Annotated in this window: 23 protein-coding genes; 4 read left to right on the plus strand and 19 right to left on the minus strand. The window is 65.3% G+C overall.

The genetic code is table 11. From position 1 onward, the window contains the following. Nucleotides 1-40: 40 nt before the first annotated feature. The 4 genes from ACOQPC_RS04790 to secB all read right to left on the minus strand — a co-directional run bounded on the left by ACOQPC_RS04790 (nt 41) and on the right by secB (nt 4,116). The gene (locus ACOQPC_RS04790) at nt 41-763 is read right to left on the minus strand and encodes a DUF4136 domain-containing protein (protein ID WP_420607515.1); all 723 of its coding nucleotides are present in this window, start codon (nt 761-763) and stop codon (nt 41-43) included. A gap of 170 nt (nt 764-933) precedes the next feature. Beyond that, a complete protein-coding gene (trpS, locus tag ACOQPC_RS04795; RefSeq protein WP_420607516.1) occupies nt 934-1,926 on the minus strand; it encodes a tryptophan--tRNA ligase in 993 nt (330 codons plus the stop codon). A gap of 2 nt (nt 1,927-1,928) precedes the next feature. Then, nucleotides 1,929-3,518, minus strand: a complete 1,590-nt coding sequence (gene murJ / locus ACOQPC_RS04800; protein WP_420607517.1) for a murein biosynthesis integral membrane protein MurJ — start codon at nt 3,516-3,518, stop codon at nt 1,929-1,931. A 73-nt stretch (nt 3,519-3,591) separates the two neighbouring features. Continuing rightward, nucleotides 3,592-4,116, minus strand: a complete 525-nt coding sequence (secB, locus tag ACOQPC_RS04805; RefSeq protein ID WP_420607518.1) for a protein-export chaperone SecB — start codon at nt 4,114-4,116, stop codon at nt 3,592-3,594. A 797-nt stretch (nt 4,117-4,913) separates the two neighbouring features. Here secB and ACOQPC_RS04810 point away from each other — a divergent pair. The 3 genes from ACOQPC_RS04810 to ACOQPC_RS04820 are packed head-to-tail and all read left to right on the plus strand — an operon-like array spanning nt 4,914 to nt 7,494. Further along, entirely contained in the window at nt 4,914-5,570 is a 657-nt protein-coding gene (locus tag ACOQPC_RS04810; RefSeq protein ID WP_420607519.1) for a Tim44/TimA family putative adaptor protein, read from the plus strand. A gap of 12 nt (nt 5,571-5,582) precedes the next feature. After that, nucleotides 5,583-6,917, plus strand: a complete 1,335-nt coding sequence (locus ACOQPC_RS04815) for a murein transglycosylase A (RefSeq protein ID WP_420607520.1) — start codon at nt 5,583-5,585, stop codon at nt 6,915-6,917. Between the two features lie 25 nt (nt 6,918-6,942). Continuing rightward, nucleotides 6,943-7,494 (plus strand): Smr/MutS family protein, encoded by a 552-nt coding sequence (locus tag ACOQPC_RS04820; protein WP_420607521.1) that lies wholly within the window; start codon nt 6,943-6,945, stop codon nt 7,492-7,494. Between the two features lie 126 nt (nt 7,495-7,620). On the opposite strand, the gene dapE is transcribed toward ACOQPC_RS04820, so the two are convergent. From dapE to astD, 14 genes are all read right to left on the minus strand, one after another. Continuing rightward, complete coding sequence (gene dapE / locus ACOQPC_RS04825; RefSeq protein ID WP_420607522.1) at nt 7,621-8,772, minus strand: succinyl-diaminopimelate desuccinylase; 1,152 nt, start codon at nt 8,770-8,772, stop codon at nt 7,621-7,623. 10 nt (nt 8,773-8,782) lie between these two features. Then, nucleotides 8,783-9,454, minus strand: a complete 672-nt coding sequence (locus ACOQPC_RS04830; protein ID WP_420607523.1) for a glutathione S-transferase family protein — start codon at nt 9,452-9,454, stop codon at nt 8,783-8,785. 127 nt (nt 9,455-9,581) lie between these two features. Next, nucleotides 9,582-10,202: a ribosome biogenesis GTP-binding protein YihA/YsxC gene (gene yihA / locus ACOQPC_RS04835; protein WP_420607524.1), complete on the minus strand. Its 621-nt coding sequence runs from the start codon at nt 10,200-10,202 to the stop codon at nt 9,582-9,584. Between the two features lie 353 nt (nt 10,203-10,555). Then, nucleotides 10,556-12,310 (minus strand): membrane protein insertase YidC, encoded by a 1,755-nt coding sequence (yidC, locus tag ACOQPC_RS04840; protein WP_420607525.1) that lies wholly within the window; start codon nt 12,308-12,310, stop codon nt 10,556-10,558. Between the two features lie 43 nt (nt 12,311-12,353). Continuing rightward, nucleotides 12,354-12,566 carry a membrane protein insertion efficiency factor YidD gene (gene yidD / locus ACOQPC_RS04845; RefSeq protein WP_420607526.1) on the minus strand — a complete coding sequence of 71 codons (213 nt, stop codon included), beginning with the start codon at nt 12,564-12,566 and terminating at the stop codon, nt 12,354-12,356. A gap of 192 nt (nt 12,567-12,758) precedes the next feature. Beyond that, nucleotides 12,759-13,145 carry a ribonuclease P protein component gene (gene rnpA / locus ACOQPC_RS04850; protein WP_420607527.1) on the minus strand — a complete coding sequence of 129 codons (387 nt, stop codon included), beginning with the start codon at nt 13,143-13,145 and terminating at the stop codon, nt 12,759-12,761. Nucleotides 13,146-13,153: 8 nt separating this feature from the next. After that, nucleotides 13,154-13,288, minus strand: a complete 135-nt coding sequence (gene rpmH, locus ACOQPC_RS04855) for a 50S ribosomal protein L34 (RefSeq protein ID WP_022673490.1) — start codon at nt 13,286-13,288, stop codon at nt 13,154-13,156. 172 nt (nt 13,289-13,460) lie between these two features. Continuing rightward, nucleotides 13,461-13,841: a BLUF domain-containing protein gene (locus ACOQPC_RS04860; protein WP_420607528.1), complete on the minus strand. Its 381-nt coding sequence runs from the start codon at nt 13,839-13,841 to the stop codon at nt 13,461-13,463. A 133-nt stretch (nt 13,842-13,974) separates the two neighbouring features. Then, nucleotides 13,975-14,742, minus strand: a complete 768-nt coding sequence (locus ACOQPC_RS04865) for a phosphoadenylyl-sulfate reductase (protein ID WP_420607529.1) — start codon at nt 14,740-14,742, stop codon at nt 13,975-13,977. Further along, nucleotides 14,735-15,184 (minus strand): DUF934 domain-containing protein, encoded by a 450-nt coding sequence (locus tag ACOQPC_RS04870; RefSeq protein WP_420607530.1) that lies wholly within the window; start codon nt 15,182-15,184, stop codon nt 14,735-14,737. Before ACOQPC_RS04870 ends, ACOQPC_RS04865 begins: the two co-directional genes overlap by 8 nt. A 153-nt stretch (nt 15,185-15,337) precedes the next feature. Beyond that, on the minus strand, nt 15,338-17,053 hold the full coding sequence (locus ACOQPC_RS04875) for a nitrite/sulfite reductase (RefSeq protein WP_420607531.1): 1,716 nt from the start codon (nt 17,051-17,053) through the stop codon (nt 15,338-15,340). 108 nt (nt 17,054-17,161) lie between these two features. Then, nucleotides 17,162-17,452, minus strand: a complete 291-nt coding sequence (locus ACOQPC_RS04880) for a DUF2849 domain-containing protein (protein WP_420607532.1) — start codon at nt 17,450-17,452, stop codon at nt 17,162-17,164. Next, entirely contained in the window at nt 17,449-18,309 is an 861-nt protein-coding gene (gene cobA, locus ACOQPC_RS04885; RefSeq protein WP_420607533.1) for a uroporphyrinogen-III C-methyltransferase, read from the minus strand. Before cobA ends, ACOQPC_RS04880 begins: the two co-directional genes overlap by 4 nt. Nucleotides 18,310-18,548: 239 nt before the next feature. Continuing rightward, a complete protein-coding gene (gene astD, locus ACOQPC_RS04890; protein WP_420607534.1) occupies nt 18,549-19,994 on the minus strand; it encodes a succinylglutamate-semialdehyde dehydrogenase in 1,446 nt (481 codons plus the stop codon). A 180-nt stretch (nt 19,995-20,174) separates the two neighbouring features. On the opposite strand from astD, the gene ACOQPC_RS04895 reads away from it, so the two are divergent. Further along, entirely contained in the window at nt 20,175-20,735 is a 561-nt protein-coding gene (locus tag ACOQPC_RS04895) for a hypothetical protein (RefSeq protein WP_420607535.1), read from the plus strand. Between the two features lie 208 nt (nt 20,736-20,943). Here ACOQPC_RS04895 and ACOQPC_RS04900 read toward each other — a convergent pair whose 3' ends face one another. Then, on the minus strand, nt 20,944-22,293 hold the full coding sequence (locus ACOQPC_RS04900) for a protein adenylyltransferase SelO family protein (RefSeq protein WP_420607536.1): 1,350 nt from the start codon (nt 22,291-22,293) through the stop codon (nt 20,944-20,946). Nucleotides 22,294-22,301 lie beyond the last annotated feature (8 nt).

Consider the following 22,301-nt stretch of genomic DNA (forward strand, 5'->3'; position numbering starts at 1 on the left):
CGACTGCCGAGCCGCCTTTTCATGTCATGCGACCAGCGCCTCAGCCGCGCTCTTCGGGCGGTGCCACCGAAATCCGCACCGTCTCGCCGCTGTTGCCGGGGAAGCCGGTGAAAATCGCCTCGACCAGATTGGGCACGAGATAGGTCAGGTTGTTGGTGCGCGAATGCGACATCGCGCGGCCTTCGAACAGCCGTTCGCCGGAGCCCGCGCGCTCGATCTTCATCTCGATTTCGCCGGTAAAGACGGTGTAGCTGCGCACCGAGGCGCCGCCGAAACCAGACCCGCCGTAAATGAACGGGTCGTTCCAGCCATAGATGAAGCCACGCCCGTACAGGCCCCGGCCATAGAATCCACGGCGGTAAAAGGGGTTGCCGAAGCCGCCATAGCCGCCAAAACGGCCGTATCCGCCATATCCGCCGAAGCCGCCATAACCGAAGGGGTCATAATCGGAGACCACCTTTTCGCGGCCATTGTCGACGCCGTAATCGAAGCTCACGACCAGATCGGCGCTTCCTGGGCTGGTGGCTTGGCGATAACCCTGGCGCACCATCTCGGATGCGACGAGATTGGCATATCGGCCGAATTCGATGCCGCCGGCATTGGCGGGATCTTCGGCGACGACAGCAAAGCTCTGGCCTTGAGCGGGCGGCAATTGCTGGAAGCGCTGCACATTGGCTTGGAACGGCGTGGCGCAAGCGGCGAGGCCGAGCATCATCGCGGGCGCGGCGATCCTGGCGGCTTTCTTGAGTTGGATGTCAAACATGGCGAGCTCCTCGGTACGCTGGGCGCCTATCTTCCATGACCGGTCTCGAAAGGCGCTGATTCGATATGGGCACTAACGTTACATTTCACCACTGAACCTCATTTGAACGCACGAGATGCACGGCTGGATGCATGTGCCAGCCGCCGTTCATGCGGCGGCGAGCGTCGCGCTCAGCGCAATAGGCCAAGGGCCTGGTAGGCGCTGGCGAGAATCGGCGAGCCCGTAGCGGCGGCTTTTCCCGCGCCCCTATCGAGAATCGCATCGATCGCGTTTGCATCGTCTTTCAGCGCGTTGAAGCGCTCCGAGATCGGTGCCAGCTTAGCCACTGTGAGATCGGCGAGCGCGGGCTTGAACTGCCCGAAACCCTTGCCGGCATGCTCGGAGAGCACATCGGCCGGCGCGCGGTCTTCGAGCGCGGCATAGATCGCCACCAAATTGCGCGCTTCGGGGCGGCCTTCCAGTTCGTCCATCGTCTCGGGCAACGGCTCGGGATCGGTCTTGGCCTTTTTGATCTTCTTGGCGATCGTATCGGCATCGTCGGACAGATTGATGCGGCTCATGTCGGAGGCGTCGGACTTGCTCATCTTCATGGTGCCATCGCGCAGGCTCATGATCCGCGCGGCATGAGCGCCGATGAACGGCTCGGGCAGCACGAAGGTGTCGGTGCCGGTATCGTGGTTGAACTTTTCCGCGATGTCGCGGGCGAGTTCGAGATGCTGCTTCTGGTCGTCGCCTACGGGCACATGGGTGGCGTTGTAGAGCAGCACGTCGGCGGCCTGCAGCACGGGATAGGCGAACAGCGCAATGCTCGCGCCCTCGCGGTTCTTGCCGGACTTGTCCTTAAACTGCGTCATCCGGTTCAGCCAGCCCATCCGCGCGGTGCCGTTCAACAGCCATTGCAGTTCGGCATGGGCGGGCACGCGCGCCTGGTTGAACAGCGTTGCCTTGTTGGGATCGACGCCGGACGCGATCAGCGCGGCGGCCATCTCGCGCGTTCCCGCGCCCAGCGCGGCGGGATCATGCGGCATCGAGATCGCGTGGAGATCGGCCAGGAAGAACAGGCACTCGCCCTGATCCTGCATCTTCACCCAGTTGACGATCGCGCCGAGATAATTGCCGAGATGAAGATTGCCGGTGGGCTGGATGCCGGAGACGACGCGCATGATCAGATGGGTTCCTCTGGAGTGACGGGTTTGGCGGGCGTGCGGCGGACCAGCGCGCGCAGATCGCCTAGCCGAAAGGCGCGGGTGAGGAAACAGGCGGCGATATAGACCGCGCCGCCGCCGCCGCACAGCAGGACCAGCGTGATCGCCTTTTCCGGCATCAGCCCCAGCATATGCGGCGCGGCCAGCGGGCGCGCGGCCCACAAGGCGATCCCCATCAGCACGGCCGAGATGGCAAGGCGCGGCAGGCGGCGCACGAGCTGGGCATCGGCGTGAAACTGCCCGCGCTTGCGCAGCGTCCAGTAGAGCAGGCCTGCGTTGATGCTGGCGGACAAGGCGGTGGCCAGCGGCGGTCCGAGATAGCCGATGGTGGGAATGAGCGCAAGATTGCCGGCGATGTTCACCGCGATCGCGATCATGGCGAATCGCACCGGCGTCTTCGTGTCCGAGCGGGCATAATAGCCCGGCGTCAGCACCTTGATCATGACATAGGCGGGCAGGCCGATCGAAAAAGCGGCCAGCACGGTGGAGGTGGCCACGGTATCGCCCGCGCTGAACGCGCCATATTGGAACAGGCCGCGCACGATCGGCTCGGCGATGGTGAGAAAGGCGACCGTCGCGGGCAGTGTCAGGAACAGCGCCAGCTCGATGCCGCGGTTCTGCATGTGCATCGCCTCCTCCGGCTTGTTTTCGCCGAGCAGGCGCGACAGCGTGGGCAGAAGGATGGTGCCAAGGCCGATGCCGATGAGCCCGAGCGGCAGCTGGTTCAGCCGGTCGGCATAATAGATGTAGCTGATCGCGCCGGGCGCCAGCAGCGCGCCCGCCAGCGCGGTGGAGATCAGCAGGTTGATCTGCGTCGCGCCCGCTCCGGCGGCGGCGGGCAGGATCAGCGCGAACAGGCGGCGGATATCCTGATCGATCCGCGGGGATCTCAGCGACAATGTGATACCCACGCGGCGGCAGCCCCAGATCAGGAACAGCAATTGCAGCGCGCCGCCCACGGTCACCGACAGCGCCTGCACCCAGGCGGTTTCATAGGGATCGTCGCCATGGAAAAACCACAGACCCGCGATCATCGCGATGTTGAGCAGGATCGGCGCGGCCGCGTTGACCCAGTATCTTTCGAGCGAATTGAGAATGCCGCCGAGCAATGACACGAGGCTGATCAACAACAGATACGGGATGGTGATGCGCGAGAGCGTGACCGCATAGGCGAATTGCGACGGCGTGGGATCGTTGAATCCGCCCGACAGAGCATAGGTAACCGGCCAAGCGGCGAGCATCAGCGCGATGGTGAAGATCGTCAGGATCGGGAACAGCACCGCCAGCGCGCGCTCGGCGAAATCGATGCCGGCGGGCTTGCCGCCGCCTTCGGCAACGCGGCGGTTGAACATCGGAATGAAAGCCGCCGAAAAGGCGCCCTCCGCGAACAGGGCGCGGAACATGTTGGGCAGGCGGAAGGCCACGAGAAACGCGTCCGACGCGAAGCCCGCGCCGACATAACGCGCCTGCAGCGCGTCGCGCACCAGCGCGAGCACGCGGCTGACGAGCGTCAGCCCGCCGATGGAACCCAAGGATTTGGCGAGGTTCATGCCCGTCGCCTGTCATGCATGACGGCCAGCGCCGGGGCGGCGGCCGTCATTGCCCAGATCAACCCCGGCGTGCTCAGGCCTGGCCGACCGGCGGCTGATCGCCGTCCGGCTGCCCGGCGGCGGCCTCGCGCTGCTGCACATAGAGCTGGTTGAAGTCGATCGGCTCGAGCATCAGCGGCGGATAGCCGGCATCGCGCACGGCATCGGCCAGGATGCGGCGGGCGAAGGGGAAGATGATGCGCGGCGCCTCGGCGAACAGGAACGGATGCGCGGCTTCCTCCGGCACATTGCGCAGGCCGAACAGACCGCAATAGACCAGCTCGACGATGAAGCTGACGCCCTTGTCGCCATTGGCTTTGACATTGAGCTTCAGCGCGACCTCGTGCACTTCTTCGTTCAGCGCGTTCGACTGGATGTTGACCTGCACGTCGATCTGCGGCTGACCGGACCAGTTGTAACTGTCGGGCGCGTTGGGATTTTCGACCGAGAGATCCTTGATATACTGGCTGAGCACGCCGACCGCCGGGCCGTTGTCCACGCCATTGGCATTGGTATCGCCTGAATTCATGTTTTCAAGATCGCTGCCTATTTCGGCCATGTTGTTCGTCCTGTCTGTCAGATGATGCAGGTGCCCTCGCGGCCCGGCATGGGATTGCCCGCGCGCCTAGCAGCGGCAGCGGTGCAGGGCAACCGATTGGCCAGCCAGTTGGCGGGCCGGCGTGAACTTGTGCCGTCGTTTCTCGCGACACCGCTACCGCGGCCAAACCCACGGATTACGCAACCGGCTTGTTGGGATGAAAGGGCCTTGTTGCGAGCGGAAGGTCACAAAGGGCGCTATACGCCCCCCCCTTTTCGCTTCCCGGACGAACCAGTCCTGGATTCCGCGTCAGCCGCCGGGAGCGGCGGGGCGGGGCGGTAAGGATGCGAAAAGCGAGCGAATCCATCATCGGTCTCCATGGCTGGCGAGCTTAGAACATAGCACGAACATGACCCTGTAGGCAAGGCTTTGCAATAAGGGCGATTGTATCGGTTTGGACTTCCCTCTCCCGCTTGCGGGAGAGGGGCGAGATCTAATGAGCGTAGCGAATTTAGTCGCAACGGTGAGGGCGCCCCGCAAAACGCTGGTTTGTGAGGACCCCGACGAGGAAACCGTTGCAGCGCTAGTCCGTCGATGGCGCGGCGTTGCAACGGCATCCATTTACCGCTGCGCCTCGGATTAAATCCGGGGCAAGTTCAAACGGTGATATTACCGCCGCCCGCCGCGTTTATGCCCCGGACCGCGGACAGGCCGATTCGCATTAGTGTAAAGAGATTTGAAACGATGTCCGATCCAACCTATGTATCGATTGTCGCGCCGCTTTACGGGCGCGCCGAAACCGTGGTTCTGGAGGCATCGTGACGCCCGAAATTATCATCCTAGCGTTGCTCGCGGGCTTTCTGGGCCTGCGTCTCTATTCGGTGCTCGGCAAGCGTACCGGGCATGAGCAGGAGCCGTTGCCGCGCCAGGTCGAGAAAAGCCCGCGCGCGCCGATCGCGCAGCCGCAGATCGGCGAAGACAAGCGCACCGATATCGCGCAGATCGGCGACATTCCCGCCGCGGCGTCCGCCAGCCGCGATCTCGCTGCGATCGCCGCGGCCGACCGCGAATTCGATCCGGCACGGTTCGTCGAAGGGGCCAAGTCCGCCTATCGCATGGTGCTCGAGGCGTTCTGGAGCGGCGACCGCGAGACGCTGGATTATCTGACCGACGACGAGGTCGGCAAAAGCTTCGTCGATACGATCGACGCGCGTGAAGAACGCGGCGAAACATTGGAACATCGTCTGGTTCGGATCGAGGAGGCCAAGATCGTCGAGGCCGATTACCGCCGCCCGGTCGCCCGGGTGACGTTGCAGTTCGATTCCGACATCGCCGCTCTCGTACGCGACAAGGACGGGAACGTCATCGGCGGATCAATGACCGATGCCGTGGAAGCGCATGATATATGGACCTTCCAGCGCGATCTTACTAGCGACGATCCCAACTGGACGCTTGTCGAGACCGCCACGGTTTGACATCAGGCCGGAATGACCGGCTTTCGCACAAATTCGAAAAATCCCGGGGCGGCGGTTTTGTTCGCCCTTCTGCTGTCCGCCTGCTCCGGCGTGATCCCCAGTTCCGGCGGGGTGCGCGGCCCATCGACGCAAGCCGGCCCGCAGCTCGGCTATGAGAGCAACGCGACGAGCCCGGTTCCCGTGCCGCCTTTGCCTTATCGTCCCGCAACTACGCGCGCAGACCAGGCGGCGACCCCGATCCCGGCCACCGCGCGTCCGCCGTTGCCGGCGGCTCCCGCGAGAGGAGATGGGCTGACGGCAGCGGCAAGCTTCGTCCAGCGCGGCCCCGCCATCGGGTCGCTCGGCATCGAGCCGGCGCGCGCGGTCTCGGCACTCGCCGCATTCCGCCTGAGCTGTCCCGGTCTGCAGAAGCGGCAGGACCGCAGCGGGCTGACGCAGGGCGGCGACTGGGCGCAGGCCTGTGCTGCCGCCGCCAATGCCTCCGACCGTGACGCTATCGGTTTTTTCGAGCGCTATCTGACGCCGGTGCAGATCGCCGACGGCAAGACGTTCGCGACCGGCTATTTCGAGCCCGAGATCGCCGGATCGCGCCGCCGACAATCGGGCTATGAGGTGCCGGTCTACGGCCGGCCGAGGGATCTGATCGACGTCGATCTGGGCCAGTTCAACGACGAACTGGCGGGTAAGAAGGTGCGCGGCAAGGTCGAGGGCACGAGCCTCGTGCTTTACGACGATCGCACCGCGATCGAGCAGGGTTCGCTGGAAGGGCGCGCGCCGATCATCGCCTGGGCCGCCGATCCGGTCGAGCTGTTCTTCCTCCAGGTGCAGGGCTCGGGGCGGCTGCGGCTTCCCGATGGCGGGGTGATGCGGATCGGCTACGCCTCGCAGAACGGGCGCGCCTATACCGGTATCGGCGCGCTGATGCGGGATCGCGGGCTGCTCCAGCCGGGCGAGGCGTCGATGCAGGGGATCGTCGGCTGGCTTCACCGCAATCCGGAGCAGGGCCGCGCGATCATGAACGAGAACAAGAGCTATGTGTTCTTCCAGGAACTGACCGGGGCGGGACCGCTCGGCGCGATGGGCTATGCCGTGACGCCGCGGATCACCGTCGCCGCCGATCCGGACTTCGTGCCGCTGGGCGCACCGGTCTGGGTTTCGCTCGACCGCGCCGAGCCCAACGGTCTGTGGATCGCGCAGGACACCGGCGGGGCGATCAAGGGCGCCAACCGCTTCGACACCTTCTGGGGCGCCGGCGAGGAGGCGCGGGCGATCGCGGGCGGCATGTCGGCGCGGGGCAGCGCGCTGGTGCTGATCCCGAACGCTTCGGCGGCGCGGCTGGGCTTGTGAGAGTCGGGAGCATGAGGCGGCTGGCGTGAGCCGCCGTCCGCTCGGGCCGGACGAGGCGGCGCTGTGGGCGCGGGTGATCGCGACGGTGCGGCCGATCGCGCCGCCCCAGCCCTCCACGCCGCCGCCGCCGCCGCCCGCGCCGCCGCCCGCCGCCGCCCGCGCGCCCGCCGCGCCGAAGGGCCGGGTCGCGGCCGCCCGGACCACTCCTTCCGCTGCGCCCCGATCAGCCATGCCCGGCCAGCTTGACGGCAACTGGGACCGGCGTATTGCCAAGGGTCGGCTGGAGCCCGATCTTTCGATCGACCTGCACGGCAGCACGCTCGCCTCGGCCCACGCCCGGCTCGACGGGGCGCTGGAGCAGGCGGTGGCGCTCGGCTATCGCACGGTCCTGCTGGTGACCGGCAAGGACCGCGGACACGACCGCGCCAGCGGCGAGGGGCGCGGCGCGATCCGCGCGGCGGTGCGCGACTGGCTCGCCGCCTCTCGCCATGCGGCACGCATCGCCTCGGTCCGCGGCGCGCATCCGCGCCATGGCGGGGAGGGAGCGCTGTATATCGTGCTGCGGCGGGCCAAATGATTGATCTGCTTTATTAAAATCCTTCGTGTCGAGCTTGTCGAAACATTGTTCTTCTTCCTTTCGACCGTAGCGAAAAAGGAAGTACAGCTCTTCGACAAGCTCAGGGCGAACGGAAGGGGTAGCGGGTTAACTGCCATAGGCCTCCAATGCCTTGACCACCACCGTACGATAAATCTCCACCAGCGCCGCCAAGTCGGCGATCTCCACCGCCTCGTCGAGCTTGTGCATGGTCGCGTTGCGCAGGCCGAATTCGACGACAGGACACAGCGCAGACAGGAACCGTGCGTCGGACGTGCCGCCGGTGGTCGACAGTTCGGGCTCGATCCCGGTGACCTCGGCGATCGCCCCGGCGACGATTGCGCTGAGTTCGCCCGGCGGGGTCAGGAACGGTTCGCCCGAGACGATCGCCTCCACCTCGCCGCCATGCTGCTCGGCCACGCTGCGGACCATGGCGACCAGCCCATCGCCGCTATGCCGGTCGTTGAAACGGATCGACAGCCGCGCGCCGGCCTCGCCCGGAATGACGTTGTGCGCCGGATTGCCGACTTCGAGATCGGTGACCTCCAGGTTCGACGGCTGGAACCACTCCGTCCCCCGGTCAAGCGTGACCTTGTCCAGTTCGCTCAGGATCGCGACCAGCTTCGGGATCGGATTGTCGGCGTTTCGCGGATAGGCGACATGGCCCTGCGTGCCGCGCACGGTGATCCACATGTTGACCGAGCCGCGCCGGCCTATTTTTACCATGTCGCCGAGTCGCTCGACGGAGGTCGGTTCGCCGACCAGGCACAGGTCCGGCACAATGGCGTTTTCGGCCATGTAATCCATGAGCGCACGTGTGCCGTGGATTGCCGCGCCCTCCTCGTCGCCGGTGACGATCAGGCTGATTTGCCCGGCATCCTCGGGAACGCCGTCCAGCGCCGCAACGAAGGCGGCGATCGCGCCCTTCATGTCGACCGCGCCGCGCCCGTAAAGCAGGCCGCCGCGTTCCTCGGGCGCGAAGGCGTTGCCGGTCCAGCCCTTGCCCGGCGGCACCACGTCGAGATGCCCGGCAAAGGCGAAATGGCGCGCGCCGCTCCCGCGTGTCGCATAGAGATTTTCCACCGGTCCGCTTGCCCCGTCCGACGAGCCAGGGTCTGGCGCCTCGCCGGCGATGAATCGCTTCACCTCGAAACCCAGCGGCGCCAGCATTGCTTCCAGCGCGTCGAACACCGCGCCGGTGGCGGGCGTCACGCTTTCGCAGGCGATCAGGCGGCGGGCGAGGGCGATCGGATCGGTCATGTTCGCTTGCTCAGCCCTCGGTGCCGGCGATGTCCTCATACTGGTCCAGCGTCCAGTCCTCCTGTTCCGCCGCCTCGTACCAGTCGCGCATCCACTGATGGCCCAGGATCGTCTCGGAATAGGCGATGGCGAAGCCGGGCAGCTTGAACCCGTAAGTCTTGAATCGCGAGACGACGGGAGCGTACATGATGTCCGCCGCGCCGAACGTGCCGAACAGGAACGGCCCGGACTTGCCGAAGCGCGCCCGCGCTTCGGCCCAAAGCTGCAATATGCGGATGGCGTCGGCCCGCGCCTCTCCGCCGATCTGGTGATCGGGGAAGGAGCGCCGCGTGTTCATCGGACATTCGCGGCGCAGCGCCATGAAGCTGCAATGCATTTCGGCGGCCATCGCCCGCGCCATGCCCCGCGCCACCTCGTCCTTGGGCCAGAAGCGGTCGCGCCCGGTCTTGTCGGCGAGCCAGTCGACGATCGCGATCGAATCCCAGATCACGGTCTCGCCGTCCCACAGGATCGGCACCTTGCCGTGGCTCGGCGCCATGTCCTCCTCGCGTTTGCGCTCGTCCCACCCCTCGGTGTAGAGCGGCACGAGGATTTCCTCGAAGCCGATGCCCGATTGTTTTGCCGCGAGCCAGCCGCGCATGGACCAGCTGGAATAGGCCTTGTTGCCGATGATCAGTTTCATGCGTGGCCTTTACAGATGTTCGTCATTCCCGCGAAAGCGGGAATCCAGGGCGGCGTCACGCCATGGGACTCTGGATTCCCGCTTTCGCGGGAATGACGAGGGGGGTCAACTTCACTCTTACGCGGGATCAACATCTCATCGATCCCAGAACGGCCGAGCGCAGTTCCTCGATGCCATAGTTTTTTTCCGAAGAGGTGAGGATCAGTCCCGGAAAGGCGGCGGGGTGCCCCCGCAGCGCCGCTTCCACTTCCGCCGCGACCTTGTCGCGCTCGGTCTGCTTCACCTTGTCGGTCTTGGTGAGGACGGTGCGATAGCTGACCGCCGCGCCATCGAGCATCGCCATCATGTCCACGTCCACCTTGCCGATCCCGCGCCGTGCATCGATCAGCAGGAACGTGCGCGCCAGCACCTGGCGGCCGCGCAGATAATCGTTGATCAGATAGCGCCAGCGCAGGACCGTCTTCACCGGCGCCCTGGCGTAGCCGTATCCCGGCATGTCGACGATCCGGAAGCTCGGTGGCGCGCCGACGTCGAAGAAGTTCAGCTCCTGCGTGCGCCCCGGCGTCACCGACGTCCGCGCGATCGCCTTGCGTCCGAGCAGCGCGTTGATCAGCGAGCTCTTGCCGACATTCGAACGGCCGGCGAAGGCGATTTCCGGCGCTTCCGCGTCGGGCAGGAATTCCAGCTTCGGCGCGGATTTGAGGAAGGCGACCGGACCGGAAAAGATGGCGTTGTGATCGGCATTCATCGGATCGGCTCCTGATCGAGCGAATCGATTGCAGCGGGCAGCTGTGATTGGAAGTGCGCAAAGAACCGCATACGTCCCCCCCTTGTTCGGCCTTCCGCAAAGCGCGCATGAGCAGTCGTGAGAAGAAGCATGGCGGTCATCGGCCGATCTTAGGTGAGGATGGGGGGTGTAGGACAGCGAATTAAATCCTCCCCTCGCGAAGCTGAGGGGAGGGGGACCGCTCGGCAAAGCCGAGTGGTGGAGGGGGCGGCGGTGCAACCGCCGCTGGGTTCCATGAAGTGTTACTTCATGGGGGAAACCCCTCCACCCCCGACTTCGTCGGCGGTCCCCCTCCCCAGCAAGCTCGGGGAGGATCAAGAGGAAGCCTTCTTCGCTTCGCGCTCCTTCATCTTCTCTTCTGCGTCGCGCTTCATCTGCTCCTTCAGTTCGGGATGGCGCGCGTAGAGCAAGCGCTGCTGGCCGATGGTGAACAGATTGCTGGCCACCCAATAGAGCTGCAGACCCGCGGCGAACGGCGCCATGAACACCATCATCACCCAGGGCATGAGCGAGAACAGCTGTTTCTGGATCGGGTCGGTCATCGGCTGCAGGCGGAACTGGAAGAACATGGTGATGCCGAGCAGGATCGGCAGCACGCCGATGTGCAGCATGCCGGGCGGATCGAACGGCAAGAGCCCGAACAGATTGACCGGGGTCAGCGGATCGGGCGCGCTCAGGTCCTTCAGCCACAACGCGAACGGCTGGTGGCGCATCTCGATCGACAGCATCAAGAGCTTGTACAGCGCGAAGAAAACCGGGATCTGCAGGAACATCGGCAGGCATCCGGCCAGCGGGTTGACCTTTTCCTCCTTGTACAGCTTCATCAGCTCCTGCTGCTGCCGGGTCTTGTCCTCCTTGTGCATCTCCTGGAGCTTCTTCATCTTCGGCTGAATGGCCTTCATCTGCGCCATCGACTTGAACTGTTTCTGCGCGATCGGGAACATCAGGCCGCGCACGATCAGCGTCAGGCAGATGATCGCCACGCCGAAATTGCCGAACAGATCGTAAAGCCAGGTGAGGACGTAGAGGAACGCCTTCTCGATCGGGCGGAACCAGCCCCAGTCGATCGCGAGGTCGAACTTTTCGAAGCCCAGATCGCCGCGATAACGGTCGAGCACGTCGGTTTCCTTGGCGCCGACGAAGAAGTGGCTGCGCTGCGCGATCTGCCTGCCCGGCTGCAGCACGGTCGGGGTTTTCTGCAGCATCTCGTTCTGGAACACGTCACCCGACGCGCGGAAAGCGGCGTCGATCGGCGATTTTTGATCGGGGACCAGCGCGGTGAGCCAATATTTGTCGGTGAAGCCGAGCCAGCCGCCGGTGGTGGCGAATTTCGCGCCGTCCGCGCCCGCGTCCTGCACATCGTCGTAATCCCAGCCATAATCGGCCGAACCGTCGAACACGCCCATCGGTCCGACATGGATGGTCATCGTGCTTTTGTCTTCGGACGCGCCGCGGCGGCTGATCAGGCCGTAGGGGCGGATCGCGACCGGCGCGCCGCCCCGGTTGGCGACCTTCTGGTCGACGGTGATGAGATAATCCTCGTCGATCGCCAGCGCGAGCTGGAATATCTGTCCGGTGCCGTTCTGCCAGCTGAGCGTGACCGGCGTTTCGGGCGTCAGGCGCGGCCCGCTCGCCTGCCACACGGTCTTGTCGCCGGGCAGTTCGATGCCCTCGCCGAGCCAGCCGAAGCGCGCGAAATAGGCTTGGCTTGTGCCCGCCGGCGCGAGCAGGCGCACCTCTGGCGTGTCCCGGTCCAGCCCGACGCGGTAGTTCTTCAGCATCATGTCGTCGATGCGCGCGCCGGTCAGGCTGATCGATCCGTCGAGCTTGGGCGTATCGACGGCCACGCGCCCGCCATCGGCCAAGGCGGCGGCAAGGCTGCGCCGGCTCGCCGCGCTGCTCGGCACCACCACATCCGGATTGGCGGGCGGGGCAGTCTCCCCGCTCGACGCGACGCTGGACGAGGCGGCCTCGTTGTTCGGGAAGAACTGCCCGGTGAGATAGGGCCAGCCCAAAAGGATGATGCCGATCAGCAGAACGGCGATGATGATATTGCGGCGATCTTCCACTGGGAAATCCGTTTTCGTCTAGTCGGGGGCGCGGCGGGCGCGCTCAAGGAACCGGGTCGTGGCCGTGGCCGCCCCAGGGTTGGCAGCGCAATAACCGCTTCGCGCTGAGCCAGCTACCCTTAATCGCGCCATGCCTCCGCAGCGCTTCGATCGCATAGCCGGAGCAGGTCGGCGTGTAGCGGCACGTCGGCGGCAAGATGCGCGATGGCCCGAGCTGCCATCCGCGCGCGAGGAGGATGAGGAGGCGGGCGATCATGGGCTCACATCCTTGGGTTCTTTGGAATTCCGGCAGGGCTTCAATTGCAGTTCGCACCATCGTTTCCTTTCCAGCCTCGTCATTGCGAGGAGCCGGAGGCGACGAAGCAATCCAGGGCGGTATAGCGCCGCAAACACCCTGGATTGCTTCGCTTCGCTCGCAATGACGAACAGGGATATCGAAACCGAGACACTACCGAGATTGGTTTGGCGGTGCAGTGCGCACCGTCCGCGCCAGCGCCTTTTCCAGTTCGCCGCGCATCGCCGCGAAATCGCGCTCGATGCCGCCCGCGCGGCCGATCAGCACATGGTCGGCGCCGGGCTGACCGCCCTTCGGCAGCGCCGCGCGCGCCAGTTCGCGCAGACGCCGCTTCACGCGATTGCGCACGACCGCATTGCCGATCTTTCTGGTCACGGTGAAGCCGACGCGAATCGCCGGGTCGCCGTCGCGCCGGTCGTGCACCAGCAGCACGAATCCGGGCGCCGCATACCGGCGCCCGCGATTGGCGGCGAGAAAGGATGGGCGGTCCCGCATCCTGGTGAGAGGCAGGCGTGCGGGAGCGGTTTCGCGCTCCGCCATGCCGTGGTTCAGGCGGACAGTTTCTTGCGGCCGCGGGCCCGGCGTGCGCGCAGGATCTTGCGGCCGCTGGCGGTGGCGGAGCGCTTGCGGAAACCGTGGCGGCGCGCGCGCACGAGATTGCTCGGCTGAAAGGTGCGCTTCATGGAATTTACGTCCTATTCGTCAAACCAAAAAGGGCCGCCGTCACCGGCGACCGCCTATTTCTATCGACCGTCCCATACAGACCGCGCGGCGAAAGTCAATCGATGCGAGTTCGGGGCAGAGGGTCAATTTGGAAACAGGAAAGGGAGCGACGCGCGAATTCAAACTGACCCATTACCGAGTTCGGTTTTCGCGTGGCAGGCACGGCTCGCCGGAGGGCGCGGCGCCGCATCGTTCGGCGAGTTCGCCGCATTCGGCATCGTGTTCGCAGACGATCGCCATCGCCCAATCGCCGAATTCGCGCTCCGGCAATTCGCGGCGCTGCAGGATCTCGATATCGCGGTGACGGCTGTCGCCGGAAATTCTCGCCATCATCGTCTCGACCACGCCTTTCGGCCCTTCGAGCAGCTGCTCGAACATCCCGTCCCGGTGGCGCAGCAACCCGGTGATGCCCAGCCTGGCGTTCCGGATCTCGGCAATGTCGCCGATACAGGCGAGGATAACGGGCGAGACTTCGACGTTGGCGCGGCTGCGATAGAGAAGTTGGTGAATCATGATGGTTGATACGGCCCTGCGTGACGTCTGGACGACAGACGTTTGGGCTCGGTCCCCGTTCCTGCTTGATGCAGATTAACCCGGTCAACATCGAATCTGTTGCCCTTGGGTCACATAATATCAACGATTAATATTAAAAAACCGCCTGATCCGGTTCGCCGCCGGGATTGTGGATGCCGCATTCGGTCTTGTCCCAACCCGCCCATCGGCCCGAACGCGGGTCCTCGCCCGGCTTCACCATCTTCGTGCACGGCGCGCAGCCGATCGAGGGATAGCCCGCGGCGACCAGCGGATGGCGGGGCAGGTCGTGGCGCTCGAAATAGGCATCGATGCGCGCCGCGTCCCAGTCGGCGAGCGGGTTGATCTTGAGCCGTCCCTCGGCATCGGTCCGGTCGATCTCGAAGCGCGGCAGGCCGCGCCGCGTGGCCGACTGGAAGCCCTTTCGCCCCGTGATCGACCCGTCGAAGCGCGCCATCGCCCTGGCGAGCGGGCGGACCTTGCGGATATCGCAGCAGCCATCGGGATCGTAGGACCAGCGCAGGCCGGTTTCGTCCTTGGCCGCCAGTTCGGCGGGATCGGGGGTAAGGGTGATCAGGTTCAGCCCCAGCCGCTCGGTCAGCAAATCGCGATACGCCAGCGTTTCGGGAAAATGTTTTCCGGTCTCGAGAAACAGTATCGGGATCGCTCGATCGACCGACCCCACGAGATGCAGGAGCGCCGCGCTCTCCGCGCCGAACGAGGAGACGAGCGCAATATCGCCCGCCAGCCCGTCCTTGATGACGCTTTCCAGCAGCTCGGACGTCTCGCGCCCGCGGAACATGTTGTTGAGCCGGATCGCGTCGCTTTCGGCGAAGCGCGGGGCGAGATCGATGCGGTCGCGGATGCGGACTTGCTCACCCATCGGCTGCTCCCGCCTCGCCATGGCGCAGCGTCCAGACCGGAACCGCATCGTCGGCGGCGGACTGATAGACGTGATCGTAAAAGCCGAGCGCGCGCTGGGCCGCCGCATCGTCGAGCGGCGCGTCAGGGGCAAAACTGTCGAAGCCGCAGCGGCGCATGTAGCGGATCTGGTCGACCAGCACGTCGCCGCTGGCGCGCAGTTCGCCTTCGTAACCTGCCTCGCGCAGGATGCGGGCCGCGGAATAACCGCGCCCGTCGGTAAAGGCGGGAAAGTGGACGATGACCAGGCGGAGCCGATCCAGGACGGGCAGCAATTCGCGCGCATCCTCGCCCGATTCCAGCAGCACCGTGGTCGCGTTGCTCTGCCCTCGGAACGCCTCGACAGAAACGGCGGGTTCGGCGCTGGTTTCGTCGTCGCGATAGCGGAGTTGAACGGCGCTCATGAGCCCCTCCCCATCAGGGGAGGGGTTGGGGTGCGGGCTATCCTATGAACCGCAGCAAAGGACGAGAGCCCCCACCCCGCTGCGACTAGGCGCGCCTTCGGCACACCAAGTCTCGCTGCCCCTCTCCTGAAGGGGAGGGGGGAAAAGGGAAACTTACCCATAAAGCGCCTCCTTGAACGGCTCCATGCCGATGCGGCGATAGGTATCGACGAAGCGCTCCCCATCCTCGCGCCGCTCCAGATAGACGTTGGTCGCGGTTTCGATGGCATCGACCACGCCGTCCTCGGTGAAGCCGGGGCCGGTGATCTTGGCGAGGCTGACATCCTCGGCGCCCGATCCGCCGAGCAGAAGCTGGTAATTCTCGACGCCCTTCCGGTCGACGCCGAGCACGCCGATATGCCCGGCATGGTGGTGGCCGCAGGCGTTGATGCAGCCGGAGATTTTCAGCTTCAGCTCGCCGAGGTCCCGCTGGCGGCCCTGATCGGCGAAGCGTCGCGAGATTTTCTGCGCCAGCGGGATCGAGCGGGCATTGGCCAGGCTGCAATAATCCAGGCCGGGGCAAGCGATCATGTCGGTGATCAGATCGAGATTGGCGGGTGCGAGGCCCGCTTCGTCGAGCTTCTGCCACAGCGCGTAGAGATCGGCTTTTTTGACGTGCGGCAGGACGATGTTCTGCGCATGCGTAACGCGGCATTCATCAAAACTATATTGCTCGGCCAGGTCAGCCATCAGGTCCATCTGATCGGCCGTCGCATCGCCGGGAATGCCGCCGATCGGCTTGAGGCTGATCGTGGCGATGGCGTATCCGGCTTGCTTGTGTTCGGCGACGTTCTGGTCGACCCATGCTTCAAAGGCTAGTTCGTCATTCCCGCGAAAGCGGGAATCCATCGACTGATCCTGCCGAGCGGCACCGCCGGGTGATGGGTCCCCGCTTTCGCGGGGATGACGAGGAATATTTTCGGGCGCATCGTCCGCGAATGGCGGGTCGGCGAAGAATTCGGTAATCCGCTCCAGCTCGGCCCGGGGCGGATCGAGGTTCAGCGTCTTGAGATGCACGAACTCTTCCTCGACTTGGGCGGTATATTCCTCGGCGCCGAGTTCGTGGACCAGGATCTTGATGCGCGCCTTGTACTTGTTGTCGCGCCGCCCGTGGCGGTTGTAGACGCGAAGGCACGCCTCGCAGTAGCTGATCAGGTCGTCGGCGCCCACGAACTCGCGGATCATCGGGCCGATCATGGGCGTGCGGCCCATGCCGCCGCCGACGAAGAAGCGCGCGCCGAGTTCGCCGGCGTCGTTCTTTACCAGCTGGATGCCGATATCGTGCAGCCGCATGGCGGCGCGGTCGGTGTCGGCGGCGATGACGCAGATCTTGAACTTGCGCGGCAGATGCGCGAATTCCGGGTGGAAGCTGGACCATTGGCGCAAGAGCTCCGCCCACGGACGCGGATCGGCCACTTCCTCGGCGCTGGCGCCGGCATATTGATCGGACGAGATGTTGCGGATGCAATTGCCGCTGGTCTGGATGGCGTGCATTTCCACGGTCGACAGATCGGCCAAAATATCGGCGGCGTCCTCCAGCTTGATCCAGTTGTACTGGATGTTCTGGCGGGTGGTGAAATGGCCGTAATCGCGGTCATATTTGCGCGCGATGGTGGCGAGCATCCGCATCTGATCGCCCGACAATGTGCCATAGGGGATCGCGACGCGCAGCATGTAAGCGTGGAGTTGCAGATAGAGGCCGTTCTGCAGGCGCAGCGGCGTGAATTGCGCTTCGCTCAGCTCGCCGGACAGGCGGCGCTCGCACTGGTCGCGAAATTCGGCGACGCGGGCATCGACGAGCGATCGGTCGTATTGGTCGTATCGGTACATTTCAAAACCTCGGTTTGTGCTCCTGCGCAGGCAGGAGCCCATCAGGAGGCGTCACCTGATGGGCCCCGGCCTTCGCCGGGGAACAAGAAAAGAGAGTTGTAAGATCCATCAGCCCTTCTCGATCGGAATGCCGGTATCGATCGCCAGGTCCCGCCGCACCGTCGGACCCGAGGCGCGGATGCGGTCCTTGATGTGGAGCGGCATAGGGCCATGCTCGGTCATTTCGGCCTCGACCGAATAGCTGGCGTTCACGCGCTGCGCGGCTTCCTCGCGCGCAAGCGCAGCGTCGGCCTCCTCTGCGGCGTCCACCGCGTCGGACAGATGGCGCGACCATTCGGTCTCGCCCGCCCACCAGATGACGTCGCCGGTCTTGAGATCGTTTCCGGTGAGCAGGATCATAATATTTCGCTTCCAAAAACCACGAGTCCTGAGCTTGTCGAAGGGCGTTTCTCAGCCGAGAGCCGGGCTTCGACAGGCTCAGCCCTTACGGATTTGGGGAAAGGCATTGCGTTGAATTTATTCAGGGCATTCGACCGCTTCACCACATCGCCCATTACGATAAGCGCCGGGCTCTTCACACCTTCGCGCGCTATCATGTCGCCGAGATCGGTGAGCAGCGTGCGAATCGCGCGAGACCCGCCGCGGGTCCCGTTTTCCAGCACCGCCACCGGCGTATCGGGCGAGAGGCCGTCGGCGATGAGCTTTTCGGTGATCGCGTGCGCCGTCGCCACGCCCATATAGATGACGAGCGTGCGGCCCTTGCCGGCGAGACCCGCCCAATTCTGGTCGGAGAGCCCCTTGCACTGGCCGGCGACGAAGCTGACCGCGCTGGCGTCCTCGCGGTGGGTGAGCGGGAGCAGCGCCTCGGCCGCGCAGCCGTTCGCCGCGCTGATGCCGGGGACGACCTCGACCGGAACGCCCGCGGCGCGCAATTGTTCGGCTTCCTCGCCGCCGCGCCCGAATACGAACGGATCGCCGCCCTTCAGCCGCACGACATCGTGACCTGTTCTGGCCTCGGCGATCAGCAGCGCGTTGATATCCTCCTGCGGCAGCGTGTGGCGCGCGCGCTGCTTGGCGACCGAGACCAGCCGTGCATCGGGGCGCGCCATCGCCATGATTGCGTCCGCGACGAGCCCGTCATGCACGATCAGCTTCGCGGCGGAGATCAGCCGCGCGGCTTTCAGCGTCAACAACTCCGGGTCGCCGGGGCCGGCGCCGACGAGGTACACGGTGCCGCATGAGATAGTGTCGGTCATGGAAGCGAAAATGGGGGCGGGGGCCGGCGGACACAAATGACAAAGCGTTGAAGGCCACAAAGCCGATCTTTAGTGGCGCGGCATTCAAAGAAACATCCTGCGTCGCCACTGCGAAGACAGCGTCCATCCCGTGTCACCGAGCGGCTCTTCTTCGCCCTCAATGCTAAGCGCGCAGACGAGAGACGGGATCGGCTCCAGCCTTCGCGGGAGCGACGGATCGATGGAGCAGGATTAGAAGGTTAGTTTTCCGCTTGCGGCTCCGCCTCCTCGGGATGATATTCTTCCGCCTTGATGCCGATGCCGATGCGGGCATTGGGCTTGTCGTTCTCCGCCGAAACCACCGGAAAGGCGCAGTAATCGGCGGCGTAATAGGCACTGGGGCGGTGGTTGCCGGACAGGCCGATGCCGCCGAACGGGGCATGGCTGGTGGCGCCGTTGGTGGTGCCGTTCCAGTTGACGATCCCGGCGCGGCTGTTGGCCCAGAACCGGTCGAACAGCTTGTTGTCGCCGCCGACCAGCGCGGCCGACAGGCCGAAACGGGTGTTGTTCGCCTCGGCCATCGCCGCGTCGAAATCGTCGATGCGAATCATCTGCAGGAGCGGGCCGAACAGTTCGATATCGGGCCGCTCCTTCATCTCGGTGACGTCGATGATGCCCGGCGTGACGAAGGGCAGGTCTTCCTGCGGGCGGCGCATATGCTTGATCGGTCGTCCGCCATGGCTCATCAGCGCAAGGAAACTTTCGGTCAGGCCGTCGGCGGTCTGGTTGTCGATCACCGGACCCATGAACGGCGCCGGGTCGGCGTGCGGATGGTCGATCAGCAGCCGGTCGGCGATACGCTTCACCTCGCCGATCAGCTGTTCGGCCTGGCCGTTCTTCACGATCAGGCGGCGCGCGGCGGTGCAGCGCTGGCCGGCGGTAAGGAAGGCGGACTGCACCACCAGCACCGCGGCGCTGTGGACATCGCCCGCGTCCCATACGACGATCGGGTTGTTGCCGCCCATCTCCAGCGCCAGAATCTTGTCGGGCCGCGTGGCGAACTGGCGGTTCAATGCGATGCCGGTGTGCGCCGAACCGGTGAACAGCAGCCCGTCGATATCGTCGTGACCGCTGAGCGCCTTGCCGACATCGGGGCCGCCTTGCACGACGCGCACCACGCCGTGCGGAATGCCCGCGCGGTGATAGAGCTCGACCAGTTTCTCGCCGACCGCCGGCGTCTTCTCGGACGGCTTGAACAGCACCGTGTTGCCCGCGATCAGCGCGGGGACGATGTGGCCGTTGGGCAGATGCGCGGGGAAGTTATACGGCCCCAGCACCGCGAGCACGCCGTGCGGCTTGTGGCGCAGCGCGTTGCGGTCGCCCGAACCCTCGACGCGCCGCTGCGAGGTGCGGTCGGCATAAGCCTTGATCGAGATGTCTACCTTGCCGACGATCGCGCCGACTTCGGTGCGCGCCTCCCAGACGGGCTTGCCGGTTTCGCGCGCGATCAGGTCGGCCAGCTCGTCCTCGGCGTCGCGCGCGACATTGGCGAAGCGGCGGATCACCTCGATCCGGTCGGTCAGCGAGGCGGCGGCCCATTTCGGCCAGGCGGCGCGCGACCGCGCGACCTCGGCATCGACATCGGCCTCCGCGCCTTCCCAGAGAAGATTGCCGGTGGCCGGTTCGCGTGACATCAACTGGGGCATAGAGATCGTTTTCAAACTCGTGGAAACATAGCCGGTTGCGGCGGTCTATAGCATGATCGCGGGCAGGTAAATCCGCTCCCGGTCAGGGGGCGTGGTCAAATCATGCGCCGAATCCGCTTGATTTGGCGTAACGTTCTACGGATGCTTCGCGGAAAAGAACCAGTTGGGGATGAGTAGCTTATGACATCGATTGTAAAGCGGGTGGCGCGGATTGCGGCCATGGCGGGTTTGACCGCGATCGTGCCGGCCGCCCTCATGCCGGCTGCCGTGGGTGCGCAGACCGCCGCGCCGCCGCCCGTCTCCAGCCAGCCGGTGCCGGGCGAGCTGGAGCTCGCCAAGCTGATCTGGAGCACGATGGCCGCGGTCGATCATGCCAACCAGTCGGGCAATTATTCGGTGCTGCGCGATATCAGCGCGCCCGCCTTCCAGATCGCCAACGACCCCACCCGGCTGGCGCAGATCTTCGCCGGGCTGCGCGGCAGCGGGACCGATCTGTCGAACACGCTGCTGCTCGGCCCCACCTACAGAGCGCCGCCCGCCGTCACTTCGCCTGGCGTGATCCGCATCCAAGGCTTTTTCGGCCTGCGCCCCACCGCGATCAATTTCGATTTGAGCTATCAGTGGGTGGCGGGCAAGTGGAAGCTGGTCGGGGTCAGCATCTCGCCGTCGAGCCTGGCGACGATCCAGCCCGGCGATCCCGAGCCGGTGCAGAACGCGCCGCCGCCGCGGCAGGGGCGGTGAATCCCTTTCCTCTCCCGCTTGCGGGAGAGGAGCGAGACTTGGTGAGCGTAGGCGCAGCGGTGAGGGCCACTTCGCAGCGATGCGGCATTGTCGATGGCGCTTCGCGCCACCCACCCTCATCCCCTCGCTTTCGCGGGGGCAGGCAACTTCGCCCCGGATTAAATCCGGGGCTGCGTATCCTTCTCCGCCCGGGCGGAAGAAGGTCTATCTACCCCCGATACGCCGCGCTCATCGCGCGGATCGCATCCACCTTGCCATATAGCGGCGCCCAGTCGTCATCCTCGGCGATGCGCGCCCAGATCGCCTCGACCTCCTCGATATGCATAGAGCACGGACTTCCGCCCCACCAATAAGCGTGATTGCGGCCGCGCGCGGGTTCATAGGCAGCCGCGCGTTCGCGGAAACCGGCAAAATCCGCGCCCGCATAGGCCGGATCGTCGAGGCCCGGCCGGCCCATCCAGTCGAAGAAGAAGCGGTCGAGACCCGCGCCGCTCTGCGTCAGCGCCTGCTGCGCCGCCTCGATCAGCGGCATATCCTGTTCGAGCCCGCGCGGCGCGAAGCCCAGCCGCCACAGGAACTGCTCGACAAACGCATCGCGGTAATGATCGGCGAAGCGGTCGAACGCGGCTTTCAGCGGCGTCGATTCGCCGATCAGCGTCAGGCAGCCGGCGAGCTGCGCCAGGTTCCAGTGGATCGCCTCGGCTTGGCGGCCAAAGGAATAGAGCCCGCCCTCGTCGAAATAGGCCGCGGTAAAGCCGGGCTGCCATTGCGGCGTGAACCGCCACGGCCCGTAGTCGAAGCTCTCGCCGGTGACGTTGATATTGTCGCTGTTGAGCACGCCGTGGACGAAGCCCGCCACCACCATATGCGCCGCCTGCCGCGCGCACGCCTGCGTCGCCCGCTCCATCAGTTCGGCGCCGGGATCGTCCGTTTCGGGGGCGCCGTAGAAATTGTCGAGGCAGTAGCTCGTGAGTTCGCGGATGAAATCCCCGTTGCGTTCGAACGCCGCGCGCTGGAAGGTGCCAATGCGGATATGGCCGTGGCCGAGCCGCACCAGCACGGCCGAGCGGGTGGGCGAGGGCTCGTCGCCGCGGTGCAGCGCTTCGCCGGTTTCGATCAACGAGAAGCTCTTCGAGGTTTCCACGCCCAGTGCCTCGAGCATCTCGGTCGCCAGGATCTCGCGCACGCCGCCCTTCAGCGTCAGCCGCCCGTCTCCCCTACGGCTGTAGGGGGTGGTTCCCGATCCCTTGGTCGCCAGATCGAGCAGCCGGTCGGCGCCGTCCAGCAGCTGCGCGAACAGGAAGCCGCGCCCGTCGCCGATCTCCGGGTTGTACACGCGAAACTGATGGCCGTGATAACGCAGCGCCAGCGGCTGCGGCAGATTGTCCGGCAGCGGTTCGAACCGCCCGAAATGGCGCAGCCAGGTCTCGCCCGACAGCCCGTCCAGTCCCACTGCCGCCGCCCAGCGGTCGTTGCGCAAGCGCAGGACGGTCTCGGGAAAATTCGCCGCCGCCACCGGATCGCCGATCGCCTTGCCGAGGCTGGCGATTTTGACCATGGGCCTAT

This window comes from Novosphingopyxis sp., assembly GCF_965218915.1.
Classification (GTDB): Bacteria; Pseudomonadota; Alphaproteobacteria; order Sphingomonadales; family Sphingomonadaceae; genus Novosphingopyxis.